The sequence below is a fragment of the Plesiomonas sp. PI-19 genome (assembly GCF_021368255.1).
Taxonomy (GTDB): domain Bacteria; phylum Pseudomonadota; class Gammaproteobacteria; order Enterobacterales; family CAMTGL01; genus Plesiomonas; species Plesiomonas shigelloides.
Genome location: NZ_JAJNMQ010000001.1, coordinates 104,394 through 124,023 on the forward strand (window position 1 = coordinate 104,394; position 19,630 = coordinate 124,023).

Annotated in this window: 17 protein-coding genes; 9 read left to right on the forward strand and 8 right to left on the reverse strand. The window is 53.0% G+C overall.

Going from position 1 to position 19,630, the window contains the following annotated elements; genetic code table 11:
- Positions 1 to 10 precede the first annotated feature (10 nt).
- Positions 11 to 568, reverse strand: a complete 558-nt coding sequence (locus LQ901_RS00515) for a YtfJ family protein (RefSeq protein ID WP_039045750.1) — start codon at positions 566 to 568, stop codon at positions 11 to 13.
- 502 nt (positions 569 to 1,070) lie between these two features.
- On the opposite strand from LQ901_RS00515, the gene LQ901_RS00520 reads away from it, so the two are divergent.
- The gene (locus LQ901_RS00520) at positions 1,071 to 1,277 is read left to right on the forward strand and encodes a DUF1107 domain-containing protein (RefSeq protein ID WP_010864734.1); all 207 of its coding nucleotides are present in this window, start codon (positions 1,071 to 1,073) and stop codon (positions 1,275 to 1,277) included.
- A gap of 192 nt (positions 1,278 to 1,469) precedes the next feature.
- On the opposite strand, the gene LQ901_RS00525 is transcribed toward LQ901_RS00520, so the two are convergent.
- Complete coding sequence (locus LQ901_RS00525; RefSeq protein WP_047706716.1) at positions 1,470 to 2,825, reverse strand: hemolysin family protein; 1,356 nt, start codon at positions 2,823 to 2,825, stop codon at positions 1,470 to 1,472.
- A 185-nt stretch (positions 2,826 to 3,010) separates the two neighbouring features.
- The gene (gene msrA / locus LQ901_RS00530; protein WP_064978231.1) at positions 3,011 to 3,652 is read right to left on the reverse strand and encodes a peptide-methionine (S)-S-oxide reductase MsrA; all 642 of its coding nucleotides are present in this window, start codon (positions 3,650 to 3,652) and stop codon (positions 3,011 to 3,013) included.
- A gap of 191 nt (positions 3,653 to 3,843) precedes the next feature.
- Between msrA and LQ901_RS00535 the strand changes: the two genes are divergently transcribed.
- Both LQ901_RS00535 and LQ901_RS00540 read left to right on the forward strand, forming a co-directional pair.
- Positions 3,844 to 5,514, forward strand: coding sequence for an autotransporter assembly complex family protein (locus tag LQ901_RS00535; protein WP_010864731.1), 1,671 nt, complete (start codon positions 3,844 to 3,846; stop codon positions 5,512 to 5,514).
- Positions 5,511 to 9,335 carry a translocation/assembly module TamB domain-containing protein gene (locus LQ901_RS00540; protein ID WP_233671902.1) on the forward strand — a complete coding sequence of 1,275 codons (3,825 nt, stop codon included), beginning with the start codon at positions 5,511 to 5,513 and terminating at the stop codon, positions 9,333 to 9,335. The genes LQ901_RS00535 and LQ901_RS00540 overlap by 4 nt, the downstream gene beginning before the upstream one ends.
- A gap of 103 nt (positions 9,336 to 9,438) precedes the next feature.
- Here the strand turns inward: LQ901_RS00540 and ppa are convergent, their stop codons facing one another.
- Positions 9,439 to 9,966, reverse strand: coding sequence for an inorganic diphosphatase (gene ppa, locus LQ901_RS00545; protein ID WP_010864729.1), 528 nt, complete (start codon positions 9,964 to 9,966; stop codon positions 9,439 to 9,441).
- A gap of 163 nt (positions 9,967 to 10,129) precedes the next feature.
- Complete coding sequence (fbp, locus tag LQ901_RS00550; RefSeq protein ID WP_010864728.1) at positions 10,130 to 11,146, reverse strand: class 1 fructose-bisphosphatase; 1,017 nt, start codon at positions 11,144 to 11,146, stop codon at positions 10,130 to 10,132.
- 180 nt (positions 11,147 to 11,326) lie between these two features.
- Here fbp and mpl point away from each other — a divergent pair, with 180 nt between their 5' ends.
- Positions 11,327 to 12,691: a UDP-N-acetylmuramate:L-alanyl-gamma-D-glutamyl-meso-diaminopimelate ligase gene (mpl, locus tag LQ901_RS00555; protein WP_064978228.1), complete on the forward strand. Its 1,365-nt coding sequence runs from the start codon at positions 11,327 to 11,329 to the stop codon at positions 12,689 to 12,691.
- 252 nt (positions 12,692 to 12,943) lie between these two features.
- A complete protein-coding gene (locus tag LQ901_RS00560) occupies positions 12,944 to 14,401 on the forward strand; it encodes a TrkH family potassium uptake protein (RefSeq protein ID WP_010864726.1) in 1,458 nt (485 codons plus the stop codon).
- A 127-nt stretch (positions 14,402 to 14,528) separates the two neighbouring features.
- Here LQ901_RS00560 and LQ901_RS00565 read toward each other — a convergent pair whose 3' ends face one another.
- Positions 14,529 to 14,975, reverse strand: coding sequence for a universal stress protein (locus LQ901_RS00565; protein ID WP_233671903.1), 447 nt, complete (start codon positions 14,973 to 14,975; stop codon positions 14,529 to 14,531).
- 123 nt (positions 14,976 to 15,098) lie between these two features.
- Positions 15,099 to 15,572, reverse strand: a complete 474-nt coding sequence (argR, locus tag LQ901_RS00570; protein ID WP_010864724.1) for a transcriptional regulator ArgR — start codon at positions 15,570 to 15,572, stop codon at positions 15,099 to 15,101.
- Positions 15,573 to 15,670: 98 nt separating this feature from the next.
- On the opposite strand from argR, the gene LQ901_RS00575 reads away from it, so the two are divergent.
- Entirely contained in the window at positions 15,671 to 16,438 is a 768-nt protein-coding gene (locus tag LQ901_RS00575; protein ID WP_233671904.1) for a transporter substrate-binding domain-containing protein, read from the forward strand.
- Positions 16,439 to 16,580: 142 nt separating this feature from the next.
- On the forward strand, positions 16,581 to 17,522 hold the full coding sequence (gene mdh / locus LQ901_RS00580) for a malate dehydrogenase (protein WP_064978227.1): 942 nt from the start codon (positions 16,581 to 16,583) through the stop codon (positions 17,520 to 17,522).
- A 216-nt stretch (positions 17,523 to 17,738) separates the two neighbouring features.
- On the opposite strand, the gene ispB is transcribed toward mdh, so the two are convergent.
- Complete coding sequence (gene ispB / locus LQ901_RS00585) at positions 17,739 to 18,707, reverse strand: octaprenyl diphosphate synthase (RefSeq protein WP_010864721.1); 969 nt, start codon at positions 18,705 to 18,707, stop codon at positions 17,739 to 17,741.
- Between the two features lie 261 nt (positions 18,708 to 18,968).
- Between ispB and rplU the strand changes: the two genes are divergently transcribed.
- Both rplU and rpmA read left to right on the forward strand, forming a co-directional pair.
- A complete protein-coding gene (rplU, locus tag LQ901_RS00590) occupies positions 18,969 to 19,280 on the forward strand; it encodes a 50S ribosomal protein L21 (RefSeq protein WP_010864720.1) in 312 nt (103 codons plus the stop codon).
- Between the two features lie 18 nt (positions 19,281 to 19,298).
- Positions 19,299 to 19,556: a 50S ribosomal protein L27 gene (gene rpmA, locus LQ901_RS00595; protein ID WP_010864719.1), complete on the forward strand. Its 258-nt coding sequence runs from the start codon at positions 19,299 to 19,301 to the stop codon at positions 19,554 to 19,556.
- Positions 19,557 to 19,630: the final 74 nt, after the last annotated feature.

Here is a 19,630-nt window from a genome sequence, read left to right on the forward strand (position 1 = left end):
GAGCGTCAGCTTACTGCTGCAACTCTTTTTTGATCAGGGCCATGGCTTGGTCAATTTCGGCTTTGCTCATCGCGCCTTGTTTGACGAACAGCACTTTACCTTGAGGGTTGAGCACCATGATGGCGGAGCTCTTCGGCGCTAATTCCCACGCTTGTTGCACTACGCCGTTGGCATCATAGATAAATTGTGACCATGGGAACTCTTGTTTGCTGTCTTTCAGGCTGCTGCGCACAAAGGCACTGGTACCGATGATGGCATCGTCCGCATTCACGATGGTGGTGGTCTGGTAGCGGTCATGCGGCAACTTGGCGGCTTTGATGGCTTCGATAAACGGCGCATTCATCTCTTTAGCGGCGGTGCGACCGGCAATCGCCTGCACCACTCGCACTTTGCCCGGCAGCATGTTGGTGTTCCACGGGGTGTAGCTGATCTCTTTGCCTTGCAATACCAGCTCCCCTTGGTCGATGACGGTGGCTGCCGGCAAGCTCTGATTCAGTTGTACCGGTGTGGCGAGTGCCAGCGCAGGCAGCAAAGATACACAGGCCATCAGCAGAGTAGAGAGTTTCATCTTATCTTATCCTTATGAAATAAAAGATTATTTTATTAATTCTGTACATGCTCTTCAGCCGGTACTCTGCCTGTTTGACACGGGATGTCAATCTTTCGGCAACTACTCCGACCTGTGAATAGCATAGAAGGCGAGGGGAAATTTGTCGCGATGCCTCGGCAGCAAATCCGACAAAAGGTTATGCAAAGGTTACATTCCGCAATGGTATTGCAGGTGGCTATGCGGCAACTTTCTTATTCAGCGGCGGTCGAAGGAGACGTTCTTTGCATGATAAAATTGGGCATGAAATTTGTTAATCTTCACAAAATATCGTTTTAGTGAAAAATTTCAGCAATATTTTCCGACTATCATCAAAGACCTGACAGCTCATTATGACTATCCTACGGGGGTCATGATGACGACTTACACCATTTGTGTTACTGTTATGTTATCCGTTGCTGAGAATGATTTTCGGCACACCGCAGGACAGTTACTGGGTAGACTTGAACGGAGGTCAACTATGATGCGCATTTTCCAACGCTACAATCCTTTAATGATTGCTCGCCATGTGAAGGTTTTTTTCCGCGGCCGCATGTATATCAAGGGGGTAGGCGCATTCGAGTTTGATAACGGCAAGATTTTGCTGCCCAAGACCAAAGACAAACAGCATCTGACGGTGATGAATGAAGTGAACCGCCAGATCACCGAATTGCAGACGCAAGCGGCGTGAGAGCCTCTTTCTAGCCTATAGAGAATAGGCTGGCGGTAGCAGACAGTAGATAACACCCGCGAATATAAAAAAGGCCATCCGAGAGGATGGCCTTTTTGCGTAGTAAACCGATTATGTTCGCGATGCTGTGCTAGCCGACATTGCGTTAGGGCAGAAAGACCGGCGCCGTGAAAACCCGCGCCGATAAGCTAACTAATCGTTATCTGCTGCCTTGGCTTGTTCCGCACCATCACTGCTTTCTTCGTGCTGCTCGTCTTGCGGTACATCTTTTGGCAGACGGGTGATCAGCATTTGATCAATTTTGAAGTTATCGATATCGACCACTTCAAATTTGTAGTTGGCGTAGATGGTGTAATCGGTGCGTTTCGGGATCTTACGCAGCATATACATCATGAAGCCGCCAATGGTTTCGTAGTTATCGGAGTCTGGGAACTCATCGATATCCAGCGCACGCATGACGTCATCAATCGGCGTAGTGCCTTCAATCAGCCACGTATTTTCATCGCGCTTAACGATGAGCTCTTCCTGATTCTGATTGACCAGATCGCCCATCAGCGTGCTCATCACGTCATTTAAGGTGATGATACCGACGACCAGCGCGTATTCGTTTAAGATCACCGCGAAATCTTCGCTGCTGCCTTTAAAGCTTTCCAGCGTTTCCGACAAGGTCAGAGAATCCGGCACAAACTGTGGATTGTGCATCGGCAGACCTTGATGCAGGGCAATGCTCTGGCCGTTCAAAATCCGCATCAGCATGTCTTTGGAGTCGACATAACCGACCACGTTATCGATGGTGGTGTCACACACCAAAAACTTAGAGTGTGGGTGGGTGGAGATTTTCTCGCGGATGCTCTCTTCGCTTTCCCGAATATCAAAATAGATGATGTCTTCGCGTGGCGTCATCGAAGATGGCACTGTACGTGATTCGAGCTCAAACACGTTTTCAATCAGATGGTGCTCTTGCTTACCCAGCACCCCTGCCAAGGCACCTTGTTCGAACACGGTATAGATGTCATCGGAAGTGATGTCTTCTTTACGAGCGGTCGGTACGTTAAGCAGTTTAAAGATGGAGTTAGCCAAACCGTTGAAAAACCAGACCAGCGGTTTGAAGAGCTTAATGCAAAATTGCATTGGACCGACAATTCGGGTTGAAACGGCTTCAGGTGAGGCCATACCAATACGCTTTGGCATTAAGTCAGCGAACAGAATAAAACCACCGGTGACTACGGAGAAAGACAGCAGGAAGCCGATTTTTCCCGCTAGATCCGGTGACATCCAATGTACCAGCAAGCTTTCGAAATACGGGGAAAACGCGGTGTCGCCGATGATACCGCCGAGGATGGCCACGGCGTTCAAGCCGATTTGCACCACGGTAAAGAAGTTGCCGGGTTGCTCTTGTAATGCAATCACTTTGGCTGCGCGAATATTCCCTTCGTCAGCCATAACTTTTAATTTAATTTTCCGTGATGCAGCAAGAGAGATTTCCGAGATCGAAAAAAACGCACTTGCTGCGATCAACAGTGCGATGGCCAGTATATTTTCTAGCATTCTCACGAGACCTTAACTGTAATGATAGCCCGCATGACCGGGCCTTATAGTTGTCGATACTAAAGTCATGCGCACCATGATCCCTACTACAAGATCCAGTATCGCAGCCACTTTGTAGACAAAGTAACCAACTTAAACAACCTAAGCAGTATAGCTGTCCGCCGAGTCAGAAGCTAGGCGCGCTGTCAACCGCCTGCCGGAAAACAAATGCCGGTCCCACCTAGGCCACAGTATCCATGCGGATGTTTAAACAAATATTGCTGGTGTTCATCTTCCGCCAGATAAAACGGGCCTGCGGCGCGAATTTCGGTACTGATGGCATTGGGATGTCCCGCAGCAGCTAGCGCTTGCTGATAGTGGCGCGCACTTTGCTCGGCTTGCTGTTGCTGGGCCTCATCACAAGTATAGAGGGCTGAGCGGTACTGGGTGCCGAGATCATTGCCTTGGCGCATTCCCTGAGTGGGATCATGGCGCTCCCAGAACAATTGCAGCAGCTCGGCGTAACTTATGCTGGCGGGATCAAAAATTACCCGTACCGCCTCGGCATGACCGGTTAAGCCGGTACACACTTCTTGATAGGTCGGGTTTGGCGTATAGCCGCCCATGTAGCCGACGCTGGTGTGATACACCCCCGGTTGCTGCCAGAATAAGCGTTCAACACCCCAGAAACAGCCCATCGCAAAATAAGCCGTGGCATAATGTTCTGGGATAATAGGTTGTAACGGAAGACCTAAGATGGCGTGCTGCTGATGATGCGGCAGTGGCTGTGAGCGGCCGGGTAACGCCTGTTCTGGATTAATGATTGTGTGTTGGTGTGCATAAGTCATAAAATTCCCCGTAACTTTCGTTATGACATTGTTGTTTATTTTAGACATCGCTAAAGCGGCGCGGGAGTGCGCAGGGCGCTGTCGACAAGGCATCGGCTGACTTTTATTTAATCAACGTTATCACCGTTGGGGTATTTGTGCGCAAAAAATTATGGACCTTCTTATTCTTGTCTCTTATCTCGGTGCCGGCGATGGCCGCCGTGAAACTGCAGATAGAGGGGCTGAGCGGAGAGTTGCAGCGTAACGTGCGTGCGCACTTGTCCACCATTAAAGATGATGAGGTCGCGGCCAATGCGCGCTTTAAACGGCGAGTTCGCACTGGGATTGAAGATGGTCTGAAAGCGCTGGGCTATTTTGACCCCGAAATCCGCTTCGAGCTGATCCCGCGCAGTGCCCCTTTGCGCTCCTTGCTGGTGGCGCACGTCAATCCGGGTGAGCCGGTCAGAATTAAAGCCATCAATATCGAATTGATCGGGGAAGCGCGGCAAGACCCGGCGTTTACCGAACTGCTGACGACGACACCCAAAATTGGTTCGATTTTAAATCAGGGCGATTTTGATGCCTTTCGTAGCCGTTTGCGTTCGTTAGCGTTAGAGCGTGGCTACTTTAAGGCGGATTTAAAAGTCAGCCAGCTAAAAGTGGCTACTGGTCTGCACGAGGCTTTTTGGAATATCCAATTTGACAGTGGCCGACGTTATCGCTTTGGTGAGGTGACCTTTACCGGCTCGCAAATCCGGGAAAACCGTCTGCAGGGCTTGATCCCGTTCAAAGTGGGCGAGCCGTATCTGGCGGCGACGTTGGCGCAATTTAACCAGAATCTGTCGGAAACCAACTGGTATCGCAACATTGTGATTGACCCACAGTTTGCCAAAGTGGGTGAGAACATGGAGCTACCGCTGTTTGTGACGGTGACGCCAAGAGCGCCGAACAACGTGGAATTGGGTTTGGGCTTTGCCACCGATATCGGGGTACGAACCAGTATGCGCTGGCGTAAACCGTGGGTGAATGCTCTTGGACACAGCATGGAAACGCTGGTGCGTTATTCCCAGCCAGAGCAATCAGTGGAGTTTGGTTACCGTATTCCGACCAAAGAGAGCCCGCTGCAAAAATTCTATACCTTAACTACCGCCTATAACGCCGAAAACCATAACGATACCAATGAACAGTCGCTGTCGGCTTCGGTTGGCGCGTTCTGGAATGTCTCTTCGGGCTGGCAGCGTAACTTGACCATGAACGTCAGTTACAGCCGATTCGAACAAGGTCTGCAAGAGCACGATACCTTCTTGCTGTACCCAGGCGTTCAGTTTGCCCGCACCCGTTCGCGCGGTGGTTTGATGCCGTATTGGGGGGACTCGGAAGTGTTCAGCATTAACTATGCTAACACCGCGTGGTTGTCCGATATCGATATGCTGCAGTTACAAGCGCGCAGTACGTGGATCCGCACCTATGCCTCTAAGCACCGTTTTGTGGCAAGAGCGGAAGCTGGATGGTTAGAGAGCAGCGATTTTGACAAAGTCCCGCCGTCATTGCGTTTCTTTGCCGGTGGCGATCGCAGTATTCGCGGTTATAAATACAAATCCATCTCTCCGGTCGATAGCGAAGGCAAGCTCACCGGTGCATCGCGTATGGCGACCGGCTCACTGGAATACCAGTACAACTTTACCGGCAACTGGTGGGGCGCGATGTTCTATGACACCGGTTATGCCACTAACAAGTTTATTCCAGAAGATCTGAAATCAGGGGTCGGGATGGGGGTGCGTTGGGCCTCACCACTCGGTCCGGTTCGTTTTGATATTGCCCATCCGTTAGCCAAAGGTAGCTCTGGCGTGGAAATTTACATAGCACTGGGGCCTGAGTTATGAATCCGTTAAAGAAGCTGAGTATTGGCTTTTTGATCACGCTGCTGGTGCTGATTGCGGCGCTGGCGGGGTTGCTGGGCACCGAGTCTGGCTTACGTTTGCTGGTTAATGGGGCCAACCGTTGGGTGCCGGGCCTGCATATTGGCGAGTTTTCCGGTAACTGGGGTCGTGGTCTGCATCTGCAGCAGGTGTCCTTTACGATGCCGGGCGTCGATGTGGCGGTGGATGATGCCATGCTCCAACTGCAATTGGGCTGTTTGCGCCGTAGTGAAGTGTGTATCCGTCAGGTGACGGTGGATAAAGTGCGCGTTGCGGTGGATACCGCCTTGTTGCCCGCCAGTGAGCCGACTCCTTCTGAGCCTCTGACCCGCCTAAGTACCCCGTATCCGTTGTTATTGCGTCTGCTACAACTTAATGATGTTGAGGTGACGGTGGATGGCACTCGCATCTCTCTGGGCCATTTTACCAGTGGCGCCCAGTGGCGCGGCGAAGCATTAAGCCTGCAACCGACCGAGTTTAACGATCTGGCGGTGATCCTCGCCACGCCAGCCGCCGATACGGCGAGCAGCGCGAAAGAGGGAAAAGAGGGTTCGGTTGCAGAGAAAACCGCTGCCGCCAAGTCAGCTGCCACACCGCCAAGCGATGCGAAAGCGGCGACGAGCGACGATCCGGCGGTGATGTTGCAACAGCTGTTTGCTTCCCCGCTGTTAGCACAGTTACCGGCAGTGGTGATCCCGCTGGATATCGAGGTTGCGCAGATCCACGGTAAAAATTTGCGGATTGATACCGGCACACCGCAGACCATCGATGATCTGCTGATCAGCGCCAGTACCCAAGGTAATAAAGTCACCCTCAAGCAATTGCAGGTCAGCGCTCCGCAAGGGGACGTACAACTGACCGGTTATGCTCGGTTACAGCAAAAGTGGCCCTTGGAGCTGAAGCTGTCGAGCTCGCTCAAATTGCCGGACTGGCCAGCGCAAAAGCTGCAAGCGACCTTGAGCGGTGCGCTGTATGACAAGTTGGTGTTGCAGGCGGAGTTAAGTGGCGCGCTGCAAGCTAACTTGCATGCGCAGACCGAGCTGGCGACCGCCGGCTTGCCGCTAGAGCTGACCTTGCGTAGCCCTAAACTGGCGTGGCCGCTGCAAGGTGAGCCCGATTATCGGGTGCAAGGGCTGGCATTGGCGCTTTCTGGCAGTGCGCGTGATTACAACGCTAGCCTCAATGCCAGCTACAGCGGCAAAGACATTCCACAAGGTAAAGTGGCACTTAAAGCGGCCGGCGATTTGGAGCACGTGGCTATCTCGCTGCTGCGCCTCGATACCTTGCAAGGCTCGGCGCAGCTCAAAGGCTCCTTGGCTTGGCGTAAGCTGCTCAAATGGCGCGCGGATGTGAATTTGTCCGGCATCAACACTGCGCAGCAGTGGCCAGAGTGGCCTGCACGCATCAATGGTCGTTTAAGTACCAAAGGGGAGTTGCAAGGCGATGCATGGGCGGTGGATTTACCGATTTTAAATCTGACCGGACAGGCACTGAATAAGCCGCTGGACGTCAACGCCGTCTTAAGTGGCCGCAGCACTGGCCGGTGGAATATCTCTGATTTGCGCATGAATGTCGGCGGCAACCGTCTGCAGGCCAAAGGCGTGATCAGCGATACGTGGAAGCTGGATGCGCAGATTAACGCACCGCGCTTAGATGGCCTGTTACCGGGCCTCGGTGGACAGGTGAATGGTAACGTGGTGCTACGCGGAGCCTTGATGACACCGGCGGTGAATCTGGATCTGCAAGCTAATGGATTACGTTGGCAAGACCTGACCATTGGCCGTTTGCAAGCTAAGGCTGATGTGAAGAGCCAGTCGCAAATTCAGGGTAGCGTAGCCATCAACTTGCAGAATCTGGTCCAAGGTGACATGACCGTTAGCCGCGCTCAGCTGGATGCCAGCGGTAGTGAGCGGCAACATCAGCTGCGCTTTACCCTGCAAGGCGAACCGGTATCGGCCGGCTTGCGGTTAACCGGCAGCTTCGATCGCAATAGCATGAACTGGCGCGGTACCTTGAGCCAGACTCAGGCGCAGACCCCGTTGGGGCCATGGACACTGCAAGCGCCGGTGGCGCTGGCGTACACCCATAGCCGCCAGCAAGTGAGCATCAGTCCGTTGTGTCTGACTAACCCGAATGCCGAAGTGTGCATCCCGCAGACCATGACCGCGGGTGTTAGCGGCCAAGGGCGCGTGCAGTTGCGCCGTTTGGATCTGGCGATGTTCAAAGAGCTACTCGGCGATGAGACCCGCGTTAAAGGTGTGGTGCAGGGCCAAGCGGAGTTCCGTTGGCAGGCCAATGGTGGCTTACCAACGGTGCGAGCGAACTTGAGTAGCAGCAATCTGCGGGTGATCCAGTGGTTGATGGGCCGCCGTTTACCGATTGATATCAGTCAGTTGGGGCTTAATCTGCGCCTGGAAAATGGCCGTTTGCAACTGAGCAATGACATACAACTTAAAGACAACGGCAGCTTCAATAGCCAAATCAACATCAGTGACTTGGCGGGACGTCGTCGCCTGAGCGGTAATGTGAACATTAATCAGCTGTCGCTGGCGTTGTTGTCGCCGATGCTAGAGAAAACCGAAAAAGCGGAAGGGATGATCGGTGCCCAGCTGCAATTGGGCGGGGTGCTGGATAGACCGTTGCTGCAAGGTCAGTTGGCGCTGCAAAATCCACAGCTGACTGGTGCGTGGCTGCCGGTGGATATTACCGGCGGTAACCTGACCATTCGCTTTGCTGGTGCGCGCTCGAACTTGAACGGTGCGCTGCAAACGCCGGAAGGGGTGTTGAACCTCACCGGTGAGGCGGATTGGCAGCGTCCAGAGCAGTGGAGCGCGATGCTGAACGCGAACGCCAATCGTCTGCGGATCGCATTGCCACCGATGGTGCGGCTGGACGTTAATCCCGATCTCACCTTCCGAGCGACGCCAAAAGCGATGGAGCTGACTGGCTCGGTGCGCATCCCGTGGGCGCGTATCGAAGTTGATAGCCTGCCGGAAAGTGCGGTGGATAGCTCGTCAGATTTGGTGTTGCTGAATAACCAGCTGCAGCCCATCAACGAAAGCAATCCTGCGATGGCGGTGAATACCGACTTGATGGTGCGGCTGGGCGATGATGTGCGCCTGAATGCCTTTGGTCTCAAGGCGCAGCTCAAAGGCAGCTTGCACGTACTGCAAAATGCCCAAGGGCCATCAGTGCGTGGGCAGGTGTATCTGGCCGATGGCCGCTTCCGCTCCTTCGGGCAGGATTTGGTGATTCGTAAAGGGCAGTTGCTGTTTGTTGGCCCGCCAACGCAGCCGATGCTGAACATCGAAGCGATCCGTAACCCAGAATCGATCCAAAACGATGTAGTGGCCGGGATCCGAGTCACCGGCATGGCGGATAACCCGCTGATGACTATCTTCTCGGAGCCGTCGATGTCACAGGCCGAAGCGCTGTCTTACATTCTGCGCGGCGAGCCATTGGATGACGGTAACTCCAATGATAACGGCGCGATGACCTCTGCCTTGATTGGGATTGGCTTGTCACAAAGCAGTCAGCTAGTAGGGCAAATTGGTCAGGCGTTTGGGATCAGCGATCTGGCACTGGATACGCAAGGGGTGGGAGATAACTCCCAAGTGGTGATCAGTGGCTATATCATGCCGGGTCTGCAGATTAAGTACGGGGTCGGGATCTTTGACTCGCTGGCAGAGCTGACCTTGCGTTATCGCTTGATGCCAAGTCTGTATCTGCAAGCCGTGTCGGGATTGAATCAGGCGGTGGATTTGATCTACCAGTTTGAGTTCTAACATTCACCGTCGCCGCCATCCGCTTGCGCATCGAGCGGATGGCCACAATAAAAAAACACCGCCTACTGGCGGTGTTTTTGTTTTTAGCTTACGTGCGAAAGACTTATTTTTGCGCGCGTGCGAAAGACTCTTGGATTTCCGCTTTGGCTGCGTCCACGCCTTCCCAACCTTCCACTTTCACCCATTTACCGGCTTCCAGCTCTTTGTAGCGCTCGAAGAAGTGAGTGATCTGGGCACGCAGTAATTCAGGCAGATCGTTCACATCCTGAATGTGATCGTACTGCTTGGTCAGCTTGCTGTGTGGTACCGCCACGACTTTGGCATCGGCACCTGACTCGTCAGTCATCTTCAGCACGCCAACGGGGCGGCAGCGGATCACTGAGCCTGGTTGCAATGGATACGGGGTTGGCACCAGCACATCCACCGGATCGCCATCCAGCGACAGGGTATGGTTCACATAGCCGTAGTTGCATGGGTAGAACATCGGGGTGGACATAAAACGGTCGACAAACAGCGCGCCGGACTCTTTATCCACTTCGTATTTGATCGGATCGGCATTGGCCGGGATTTCGATGATTACATAGATGTCATCCGGCAGGCTCTTACCGGCAGGCACGTTGCTTAAGCTCATGTCAAATTCCTTGCTGTAAAATGTTATCGTTAGCGAAAATATTATAGCGAGGCCGGTTAAAATAGACAGAGGCAAAACAGGCTGCGTGCGCAGCCTGTTGCGGGGGAATGCATCGGGGACACTAGTTAGGCGGTGACCGGCTCTAACAGGTTATGCATTTTATTTAGAGTGGCGCCGGCGCATCGGGGAAATCGCGCATAAAGCGCTCAGCATCGTCCATCATGGCGTGTGAGCCGACGAAGAACGGGCAGCGCTGGTGCAATTCGGACGGCACGATATCCAAAATCCGCCGCTCGCCATCACTGGCGCGGCCACCGGCTTGCTCCGCCAAGAAGGCCATTGGGTTGCATTCATACAGCAGGCGCAATTTCCCTTTCGGGCTGTTGGCGGTGCTTGGGTAGATGTAGATCCCGCCTTTGAGCATATTGCGGTGGAAATCCGCAACCAGTGAACCGATATAGCGTGAGGTATACGGGCGCTTGGTTGGCGCATCGTGATCTTGGCAGTACTTAATGTACTTTTTCACCCCGAGTGGGAACTTGATGTAGTTACCCTCGTTGATCGAGTAAATAGTGCCGGTGTGCGGGATGCGGATACTTTCGTGTGACAGGCAAAAGACCCCGAGGCTCGGATCGTAGGTAAAGCCATGCACGCCACAGCCGGTGGTGTACACCAACATGGTGGATGAGCCGTAAACCACATAGCCGGCCGCAACTTGGCAATTCCCTGGTTGCAGGAAGTCTTCGCGGGTCACTGGAGTGCCAATCGGCGTGATGCGGCGGTAAATCGAGAAAATGGTACCGACCGACACGTTGACATCGATGTTGGAGGAGCCGTCGAGCGGATCCATCAGCACCACATACTTGGCGTTACGACCGCGATCTCCGTCGAACACCACGATGTCATCCTCTTCTTCGGAGGCGATCCCGGCCACTTCACCACGGGCTTGCAATGCCGCTTTGAGCTTTTCGTTGGCGTACAGATCGAGCTTCATCTGGCTTTCGCCCTGAATGTTGCTCAGGCCGTTGGCACCGAGAATATCGACCAAGCCGGCTTTATTGATGTCGCGGTGGATGATTTTGGCCGCCAGTTTGATGGCCGCCAGCAGCGAGGTGAGCTCCCCAGTCGCGTGTGGGAAGTCCTGCTGTTTCTCGACGATAAATTCGCCAAGTGTTTTCATTGTTATCTTCCTGATATTTTAGTTATGTAGGGTTGGGACCAGTCGCAAACCAAACGTTTGCGTACTTGTTCACAATTTTAGCGGCAATCGGGACAATTGTCCTGTTTTGTTGAGGATTTCCTCTCGTCAGCCGGTCAGAGTAGAATGCCAGTATTCGCATTTTTGTAGGACCGATGGGTTATGCATATTCATATATTAGGTATCTGCGGGACGTTTATGGGCGGGCTGGCGCTGCTGGCACGGGCACAGGGACACCGGGTGACCGGTTCAGATGCCAATGTTTATCCACCGATGAGCACGTTGCTGCAAGAGCAGGGCATTGAGATTATCGAAGGTTACGATCCGGCGCAGCTCGAGCCACGCCCAGATTGCGTGGTGATCGGCAATGCCATGTCGCGTGGCAATCCGTGTGTGGAGTACGTGCTGAATAACAACCTGCCGTACACCTCCGGTCCACAGTGGCTGCACGATCACCTGCTGGGTGAGCGTTGGGTGTTGGCGGTGGCCGGTACCCACGGCAAGACCACCACTGCCGGTATGCTGGCGTGGATTTTGGAGTCGTGCGGTTACGAACCAGGCTTTTTGATTGGCGGCGTACCGGGCAACTTTGGTGTGTCGGCGCGTTTGGGTAACAGCCCGTTCTTCGTTATTGAAGCCGATGAGTATGACAGCGCCTTTTTCGACAAGCGCTCCAAGTTTGTCCACTACAGCCCACGCACTTTGATCTTAAATAACTTGGAATTTGATCACGCGGACATCTTTGACGATCTCAAAGCGATCCAAAAACAATTCCACCATCTGGTACGCATCGTGCCGGGTAACGGCAAGATCATCACCCCGCAGCACGATCATAATCTGAAAGCGGTGCTGCAGATGGGTTGCTGGAGCGAGCAAGAAACCGTTGGCGATGACGGCCATTGGCATGCCGAGAAACTGTGCCACGATGCATCGCAATACAGCGTGCATCTGGATGGCAACTATGTCGGCGAAGTGCATTGGGGATTGGTTGGCGAGCACAACATGCATAACGGCCTGATGGCCTTGGCAGCGGCGCGCCATGTTGGCGTTGAGCCGTCACATGCCTGTGCCGCGCTGAGCCAATTCATCAACGCCCGACGTCGCCTTGAAGTGCGTGGGGAAGTCAATGGCGTGACCGTGTACGACGATTTTGCGCATCACCCGACTGCCATTGAGGCCACCTTGTCGGCGCTGCGCGCCAAAGTGGGCGGCACGCCGCGTATTCTGGCGGTGCTGGAGCCGCGCTCAAACACCATGAAGCTCGGGGTGCAAAAGCAAGATTTAGCGCCATCACTGGTGCGCGCCGATGAAGTGTTCTTGTTGCAGCCGACCAATATCCCGTGGCTGGTGACTGAAGTGGCGGAAGCCTGTGTACAGCCAGCCCATTGGGCGGGGGATGTGGATGCATTGGTCACGCAGATCATGCGTGTGGTGCGCCCAGGCGATCATATTCTGGTGATGAGTAACGGTAGCTTTGGCGGGATCCATGACAAGCTGCTGCACGCATTGGCGCAGTTAGTGCATTAATTTGCTGCTCAGCAGCGCCGGTCGGCTGATTCGAGTTTGGGGTTGGCTGACAGAACCGCTTACGATAAAACAGTCTGTAATGCCTGTCAGTTGATGCGCCGCTGACAGGCATTATTGGCGATTAGCACTTTGTGCGGTAGGATCATTCATAAGATAAAACGTCAACACAGTTAAGGATCACTGCGCCATGTTGTATGGTTCGGGAAGTCAGCGTATTGCCTGTGTTTACCCCATTCAGTTCAGGGCGCTGGTATGATTACCTCCGGTAAATTCAAGGCAATTCTAAAGATTAACAGTTATCTGTTAGCCCTTTATTCTGTCACTTTTATTATTCCCATCTTTGTCGCTATTTACGAAGGGGATGGCGAATCTGCCGCCTATTTTAAATCCTTCGTGATCTCCTTATTGCTCAGTTTGGTAACCTATTACCTGACCAAAAATAATAAATCGCAACTCGGCACCAAAGATGGATACCTAGTGGTATTGATCTTCTGGGTGGTGTTCTCGCTATTCAGTATGTTGCCGATGGTGATGCTAAAAAGTATCAATATCAGCATTACCGATGCGCTGTTTGAGAGTATCTCAGGGATCACCACCACCGGAGCGACCATTCTCAGTGACGTCACCAATGCGCCGAAAAGCTTGCTCTATTATCGGGCGCAGCTCAATTTCTTCGGTGGTTTGGGGATCATCGTATTGGCCATCGCCGTACTGCCATTTATCGGGGTCGGCGGCATGTTGGCGCAAACCGAAATGCCGGGGCCGATGAAAGATGAGAAGATGACGCCGCGCATCGTGGATACCGCCAAAAGCTTGTGGGTGGTGTACTGCGCACTGACGCTCGCCTGCATTGCCAGCTTTAAAGCGGTGGGAATGGGGTGGTTTGACGCCATTTGCCATGCGTTTGCCACCATTTCGCTGGGCGGATTTTCCACCTACACGGAAAGCGTGGCCTATTTCAACAGTGCCGGCGTCGAGCTGGTGGCTGGGGTATTCTCTATTCTGGCCGGTATCAACTTTGCCCTCTACTTTATTGCCTTCCAACGCCGTAATTTAAAAGTCATCAGCCGCAATGCCGAATTCCGTTTATTTATTCTGGTCTGTGCCTGCGTGATTGCATATACCGTGTGGGGCTTGTATCGCTCGGGCACCTTTGAATTATGGCCAGCGTTTTATCACGGCTTTTTCCAGTCCATGTCGGTGATGACCGATAACGGCCTCGGTACTGCCGGATACCCGGATTGGCCGGTGGATGTCACCTTCTTGCTGATTGGCGCCAGCTTCTTTGGTGGCTGTGTCGGGTCAACTTGTGGGGGTATTAAGGCGCTGCGGATTTTGGTGCTGATCGCGCAGAGCGTGAAAGAGGTTAAGCTGCTGATTCATCCGCGCTCGGTGGTATCACTGAAGATGTCCGGTAAGCCGATCCATGACCGACAAGGTTTGGCGGTGTTGGGCTTTTTCTTCTTGTACGTGATGATGACGATGATTTTTATCTTCTTGCTGACCACCTTTGGCGAGACGCTGGATACCGCGATTGGCTCTACTGCCGGGTGTATCAACAACATGGGGATTGGTTATGGCGCTTCGGGCTCGAACTTCAGTGGTCTGAAAGAGCCGTCTAAGTACGTGATGATGCTGGCCATGTTGTTTGGCCGACTGGAAATCTTCCCGTTCTTGGTACTGATGTCGCCAGCCTACTGGCGTAATTAAGAGCCACTTTAACGCTCTCATGCCCGGCATGACGCGATAAGCGCTAAAATCAGGCCGCCCGATGATAACTATTAATAACTATCATCGGGCGGCCTTTTTGTGGGTTTCTTTGTCTTAGGTAGCGAGTTTACTCGCTATCGCTGTCTGGCTTGATCACCAGTACGTGCACCGGTGAGTAGGCCACCACTTTTTCGGCCACCGAGCCGAGCATCACGCGGTCTAACTGCGAGCGCTCTTGGCTTGGCATCATGATCAGATCGCAACCTTGCGCTACGGCCACATCAATAATCGCTTCGTAGGTTTTGCCTTCGGCCACATGGCGATGGCAGCGGATATCGCTTGGCACATACTGCGCTTGCAGCTGTTGTAAGCGTTGCTCACTGCTTTCACGCATGCGCGCGGTGGCATCCGGCGGGAAAAAGTTCGAGACAATCGCGACATGGATCACCGGCAAGACATGCACCAGATGCAGCTCTCCACCGGACAGGAGAACCTGTTCGACCGCCATCTGCATGGTACGGTCAATCACATCACATTCATTCAGATCGATCGGGACTAAAATACGCTGGAACATCGCGAAATCCTTGTGCGCAGTTTTTTGTTTACTATACAAAAAAAGCGCACCACTCGGCGGATGCAGCACGAAAAAAAAGCCGCAATGCGGCTTTGATCAAGCTATTGGCCCGTCGCGCGAGGATCAGGCGGCGTGCTGTTCGAACAGATCCAGCACCGCAGCAAACAGATCTTCAATCGGAGTATCCCGAGTTGGTGTGATAAAGATCGTGTCATCACCGGCAATCGTGCCTAAAATACCCTCGGCTTTGCCGAGCGAGTCCAGCATGCGCGCAATCAGCTGCGCAGCACCTGGGCTGGTGTGGATCACAATCAGTGCGCTGTTGTAGTCGATGTCCAGCACCAGATTTTTCAGCGGACTGGAGGTGGTTGGGACGCCAAGTTCTACCGGCAGACAGTAAACCATCTCCATTTTGGCATTGCGTGTCCGTACGGCGCCGAATTTGGTGAGCATCCGTGAGACTTTAGACTGGTTGATATTACGAAAACCTAAGTCTGATAATGCTTGGACTATCTCACCTTGTGAGCTGAATTTCTCTTCTTTCAGCAGGGCTTTGAACGCGCGGATAAGTTGCTCTTGTTTGTCTGAGCTACGCATTATGGGCTCCCAAATGCAAAAAAACAGCGCTCATATTGCATAAAAATTCACTTTTTTTCAATACACAAACAACACGGATAGCCGGTTGAGGATGAAAAATGCGCCGTTTTCTTGTTTCAATTAGTTTCATAGCCGGTTTTCTCACCTGTTTTATGGTGCAGGCGGAAAGTGTCACGGTTTCTGCGCCCTTACGCTTTGCCACCGAACCGACTTATCCCCCGTTTGAATACCACAATAATCAGGGGCAGCTAGACGGGTTTGATATCGCCCTAGCACAGGCGTTGTGCGATCGCTTGATGCGACGCTGTGAATTTGTGGAGCAGCCATTCAACACTATTCTATCCGGTTTGCGCCTCGGTGCCTATGACGCTGCGATTGCGGCGCTAGATATTAATGATAGCCGCTTGCAACTGATGAGCTTTACCCAGCCCTATCTGGCCAACTCCGCAGTGCTGCTGGTTAACCGCGATGTCATTACCGGTGACTCCATCAGTAAAGAGAATTTAGTCGGCGTGCAGACCGGCACCACCTTGATGAACTTTGTGGTGGATGGCCGTTTAGGTGCTGACGTGACGCCACTGCCGTATGCCAGCTATGAAGAGGCGTTCGGTGACTTACAAGCGGGCAATATTGATGCGGTGTTTACCGATCAGGCGGTCGCCTTGAACTGGCTCAGTCAGCATCCGAAAGGGCGCTGGCAAGTGCTGGGCGAGCCTTACACCGCGCCGGAGTATTTTGGTCAGGGGCTTGGCATTGCGCTGTCTAAACAGAATTATCGCCTGAAGTTAGCGCTGGATAATGCCCTCGATGCGCTGCGCGCCGACGGGACTTTGCAGGCCCTTCAGAAAAAATATCTGCACCATTAATAGACAATGTAATGGGCAATGACCCGCAGGGTGCGCGAACTCTCAATCTGTGTGTTACTAATTTGTGTTTCTGCAGTTGTTGGATTAGTGTCTGTTTGTCTGATACCCAACACAATAGGATTTTATAAAGGAGCATTAAAGGATGAAAGTTGCGGTTTTAGGTGCTGCAGGTGGCATCGGCCAGGCACTGGCTTTACTGTTAAAAGTCCAGCTTCCCGCTGGTTCAGAGCTCTCCTTATATGACATCGCCCCAGTGACTCCGGGTGTGGCGGTGGATTTGAGTCATATTCCGACTGCCGTGAAGATCAAAGGCTTTAGCGGCGAAGATCCTTCTGCTGCGCTGGAAGGGGCCGATATCGTGCTGATCTCTGCCGGTGTGGCGCGTAAGCCAGGCATGGATCGCTCCGATCTGTTTAATGTGAATGCGGGGATCGTGCGCAATCTGGTGGAAAAAATCGCCCACGTTTGCCCGAAAGCCTGCATTGGGATCATCACCAATCCGGTGAACACCACGGTTGCCATTGCGGCAGAAGTGCTGAAAAAAGCCGGCGTGTACGACAAACGCAAGCTGTTTGGTATTTCAACGCTGGATGTGATCCGCTCCAATACCTTTGTGGCTGAGCTGAAAGGTAAGCAGCCAGAAGAACTGAATGTTTCCGTGGTTGGCGGTCACTCCGGTCTGAGCATCCTGCCTCTGCTGTCACAACTTGACGGGATCTCCTTTACCGACGCTGAGATCGCGGCGCTGACTAAGCGGATCCAAAACGCCGGTACCGAAGTGGTGGAAGCTAAAGCCGGTGGCGGCTCCGCGACTTTGTCGATGGGTCAAGCGGCGGCGCGTTTCGGTCTGTCTTTGCTGCGTGCAATGCAGGGCGAGAAGAACGTGGTGGAATGCACCTATGTTGAAGGTGATGGCCAATATGCCCGTTTCTTTGCTCAACCGGTACTGCTGGGCGTCAACGGTATTGAAGAGTACCTGCCAGTGGGCAAGCTGAGCGCGTTTGAACAGCAGGCGCTGGAAAGCATGCTGCCAACCCTGCGTGAAGAGATTGTGCTGGGTGAGAAATTCGTTAACGGCCAGTAAGCGCAGCGCGCTTTGGCTTGCGGCTTGCGTTTGACGCTTTCGTTTGGCGCAAGCAGCAAGTTTTGACCACCGATAAAAAAGCCACGCAGAGCGTGGCTTTTTTTGTGGGAATTTTTTATTGGCCTCTCGGTGCGCTGGCCGTGTCAATGACAGCATTTATGGCGGCATAACTCAGTGTGTGAATGCCACCAAGGCTACCGTTATCCGTAGATCCCATTAATGGTTACGGTGCACCGCCAGATGTGCCAAGCCAATTAATGCCTCGCGATAAGGCGAGTCTGGGATGCAAGACAGGGCTTGGATCGCTTTGTCGGCTTCTTCTTCGGCGCGCTGCTGGGTGTAGGCCAACGATCCACAGGCTTGCATGGCGGCCAATACCGGATCCAACAGATCGCGTCCGTTCCCTTCTTCGATCGCTTTACGGATCATCGCGGCTTGCTCAGGCGTGCCATTGTGCATCGCATGCAGCAGCGGCAGGGTAGGCTTACCTTCGTTGAGATCGTCGCCCAAATTCTTTCCTAGCTCGTTTCCTGCGCTGTAATCGAGCAGATCGTCAATCAGCTGGAAAGCCGTGCCGAGGTAACGACCATAATCTTGCATCGCCAGCTCTTGCTGCTCACTGGCTCCCGCCAAAATAGCCGAAGACTGCGCGGCGGCTTCAAACAGGCGAGCGGTTTTGCTGTAAATCACCTGCATGTAATTATCTTCGCTGATGTCCGGGTCATTGCAGTTCATCAGCTGCTGCACTTCCCCTTCGGCAATCACGTTGGTGGCCGAAGCCATCAGCTGCAAAATGCGCATCGAGTCGAGGCTGGTCATCATCTGGAATGCGCGGGTGTAGATAAAATCCCCCACCAATACGCTGGCGGCATTACCGAATGCCGCATTGGCGGTGGCTTTGCCACGGCGCAGATCAGACTCATCCACCACGTCATCGTGCAGCAAGGTGGCGGTGTGGATAAATTCAATCAGCGCAGCCACGGTAATATGACCATGACCTTGATAATCGAGCGCCCGTGCGGCTAGCACCGCAATCATTGGCCGGATCCGTTTTCCCCCGCCACTGATGATGTAGTAGCCCAGTTGATTGATCAGCGCCACATCGGAATTGAGTTGTTGCAAAATCGCCGCATTCACTTCTGCCATGTCGGCATCGCTCAGGGCGCGAATCTCTTCAAGCGTCATAGTCCGTCAGTCTTCTAATTTTGGTATCATGGGGGAAGCGCAGTCCATAATAAAACCCTGTCGGTATGGATTGTACCTCAAAAACGTGGGACGGAAACGCGTAAGGGCAAGTTGGAGAATTTTTCTCCGATATTGCCAGAAGAGCTCTTGTCATCGAGCGGCTTTTTGCGTAGAATTCGCGCCCTATTGAATAGTTTTATTGCGCACCCTGATTGGCTGATTTTAATGGAGCCTGCGGTGCCGAAAAGAGCGGAGTTTTATATGTACGCGGTTTTCCAAAGTGGTGGTAAGCAGCACCGAGTGAGCGAAGGCCAAACCGTTCGCCTGGAGAAGCTGGACGTAGCAACTGGCGAAGCAGTTGAGTTCAAAGATGTGCTGATGATCGCTAACGGCGAAGATATCAAGATCGGTGCACCTTTCGTTGCAGGCGGTGTGGTTAAGGCTGAAGTGGTAACTCACGGTCGTGGCGATAAAGTTAAGATCGTTAAGTTCCGTCGTCGTAAGCACAGCCGTAAGCAGCAGGGCCACCGTCAGTGGTTCACTGAAATCAAAATCACTGCTATCAGCGCGTAAGTTTAGGAGAACGGATAAATGGCACACAAAAAAGCTGGCGGTTCCACTCGTAACGGCCGCGATTCCGAAAGCAAACGTCTGGGTGTTAAGCGTTTCGGTGGTGAATCTGTTCTGGCAGGTAACATCATCGTTCGTCAGCGCGGTACCAAGTTCCACGCTGGTGTAAACGTTGGCTGTGGTAAAGACCACACCCTGTTTGCAACTGCAGACGGTAAAGTGAAATTCGAAGTTAAAGGTCCAAACAACCGTAAATACGTAAGCATCGTTGCTGAGTAATTACTGACCTTTACCGGTTCACAGGAAGAGCCCCGCGCAGTTGCGGGGCTTTTTTATATCAGCCATCGGGAGGT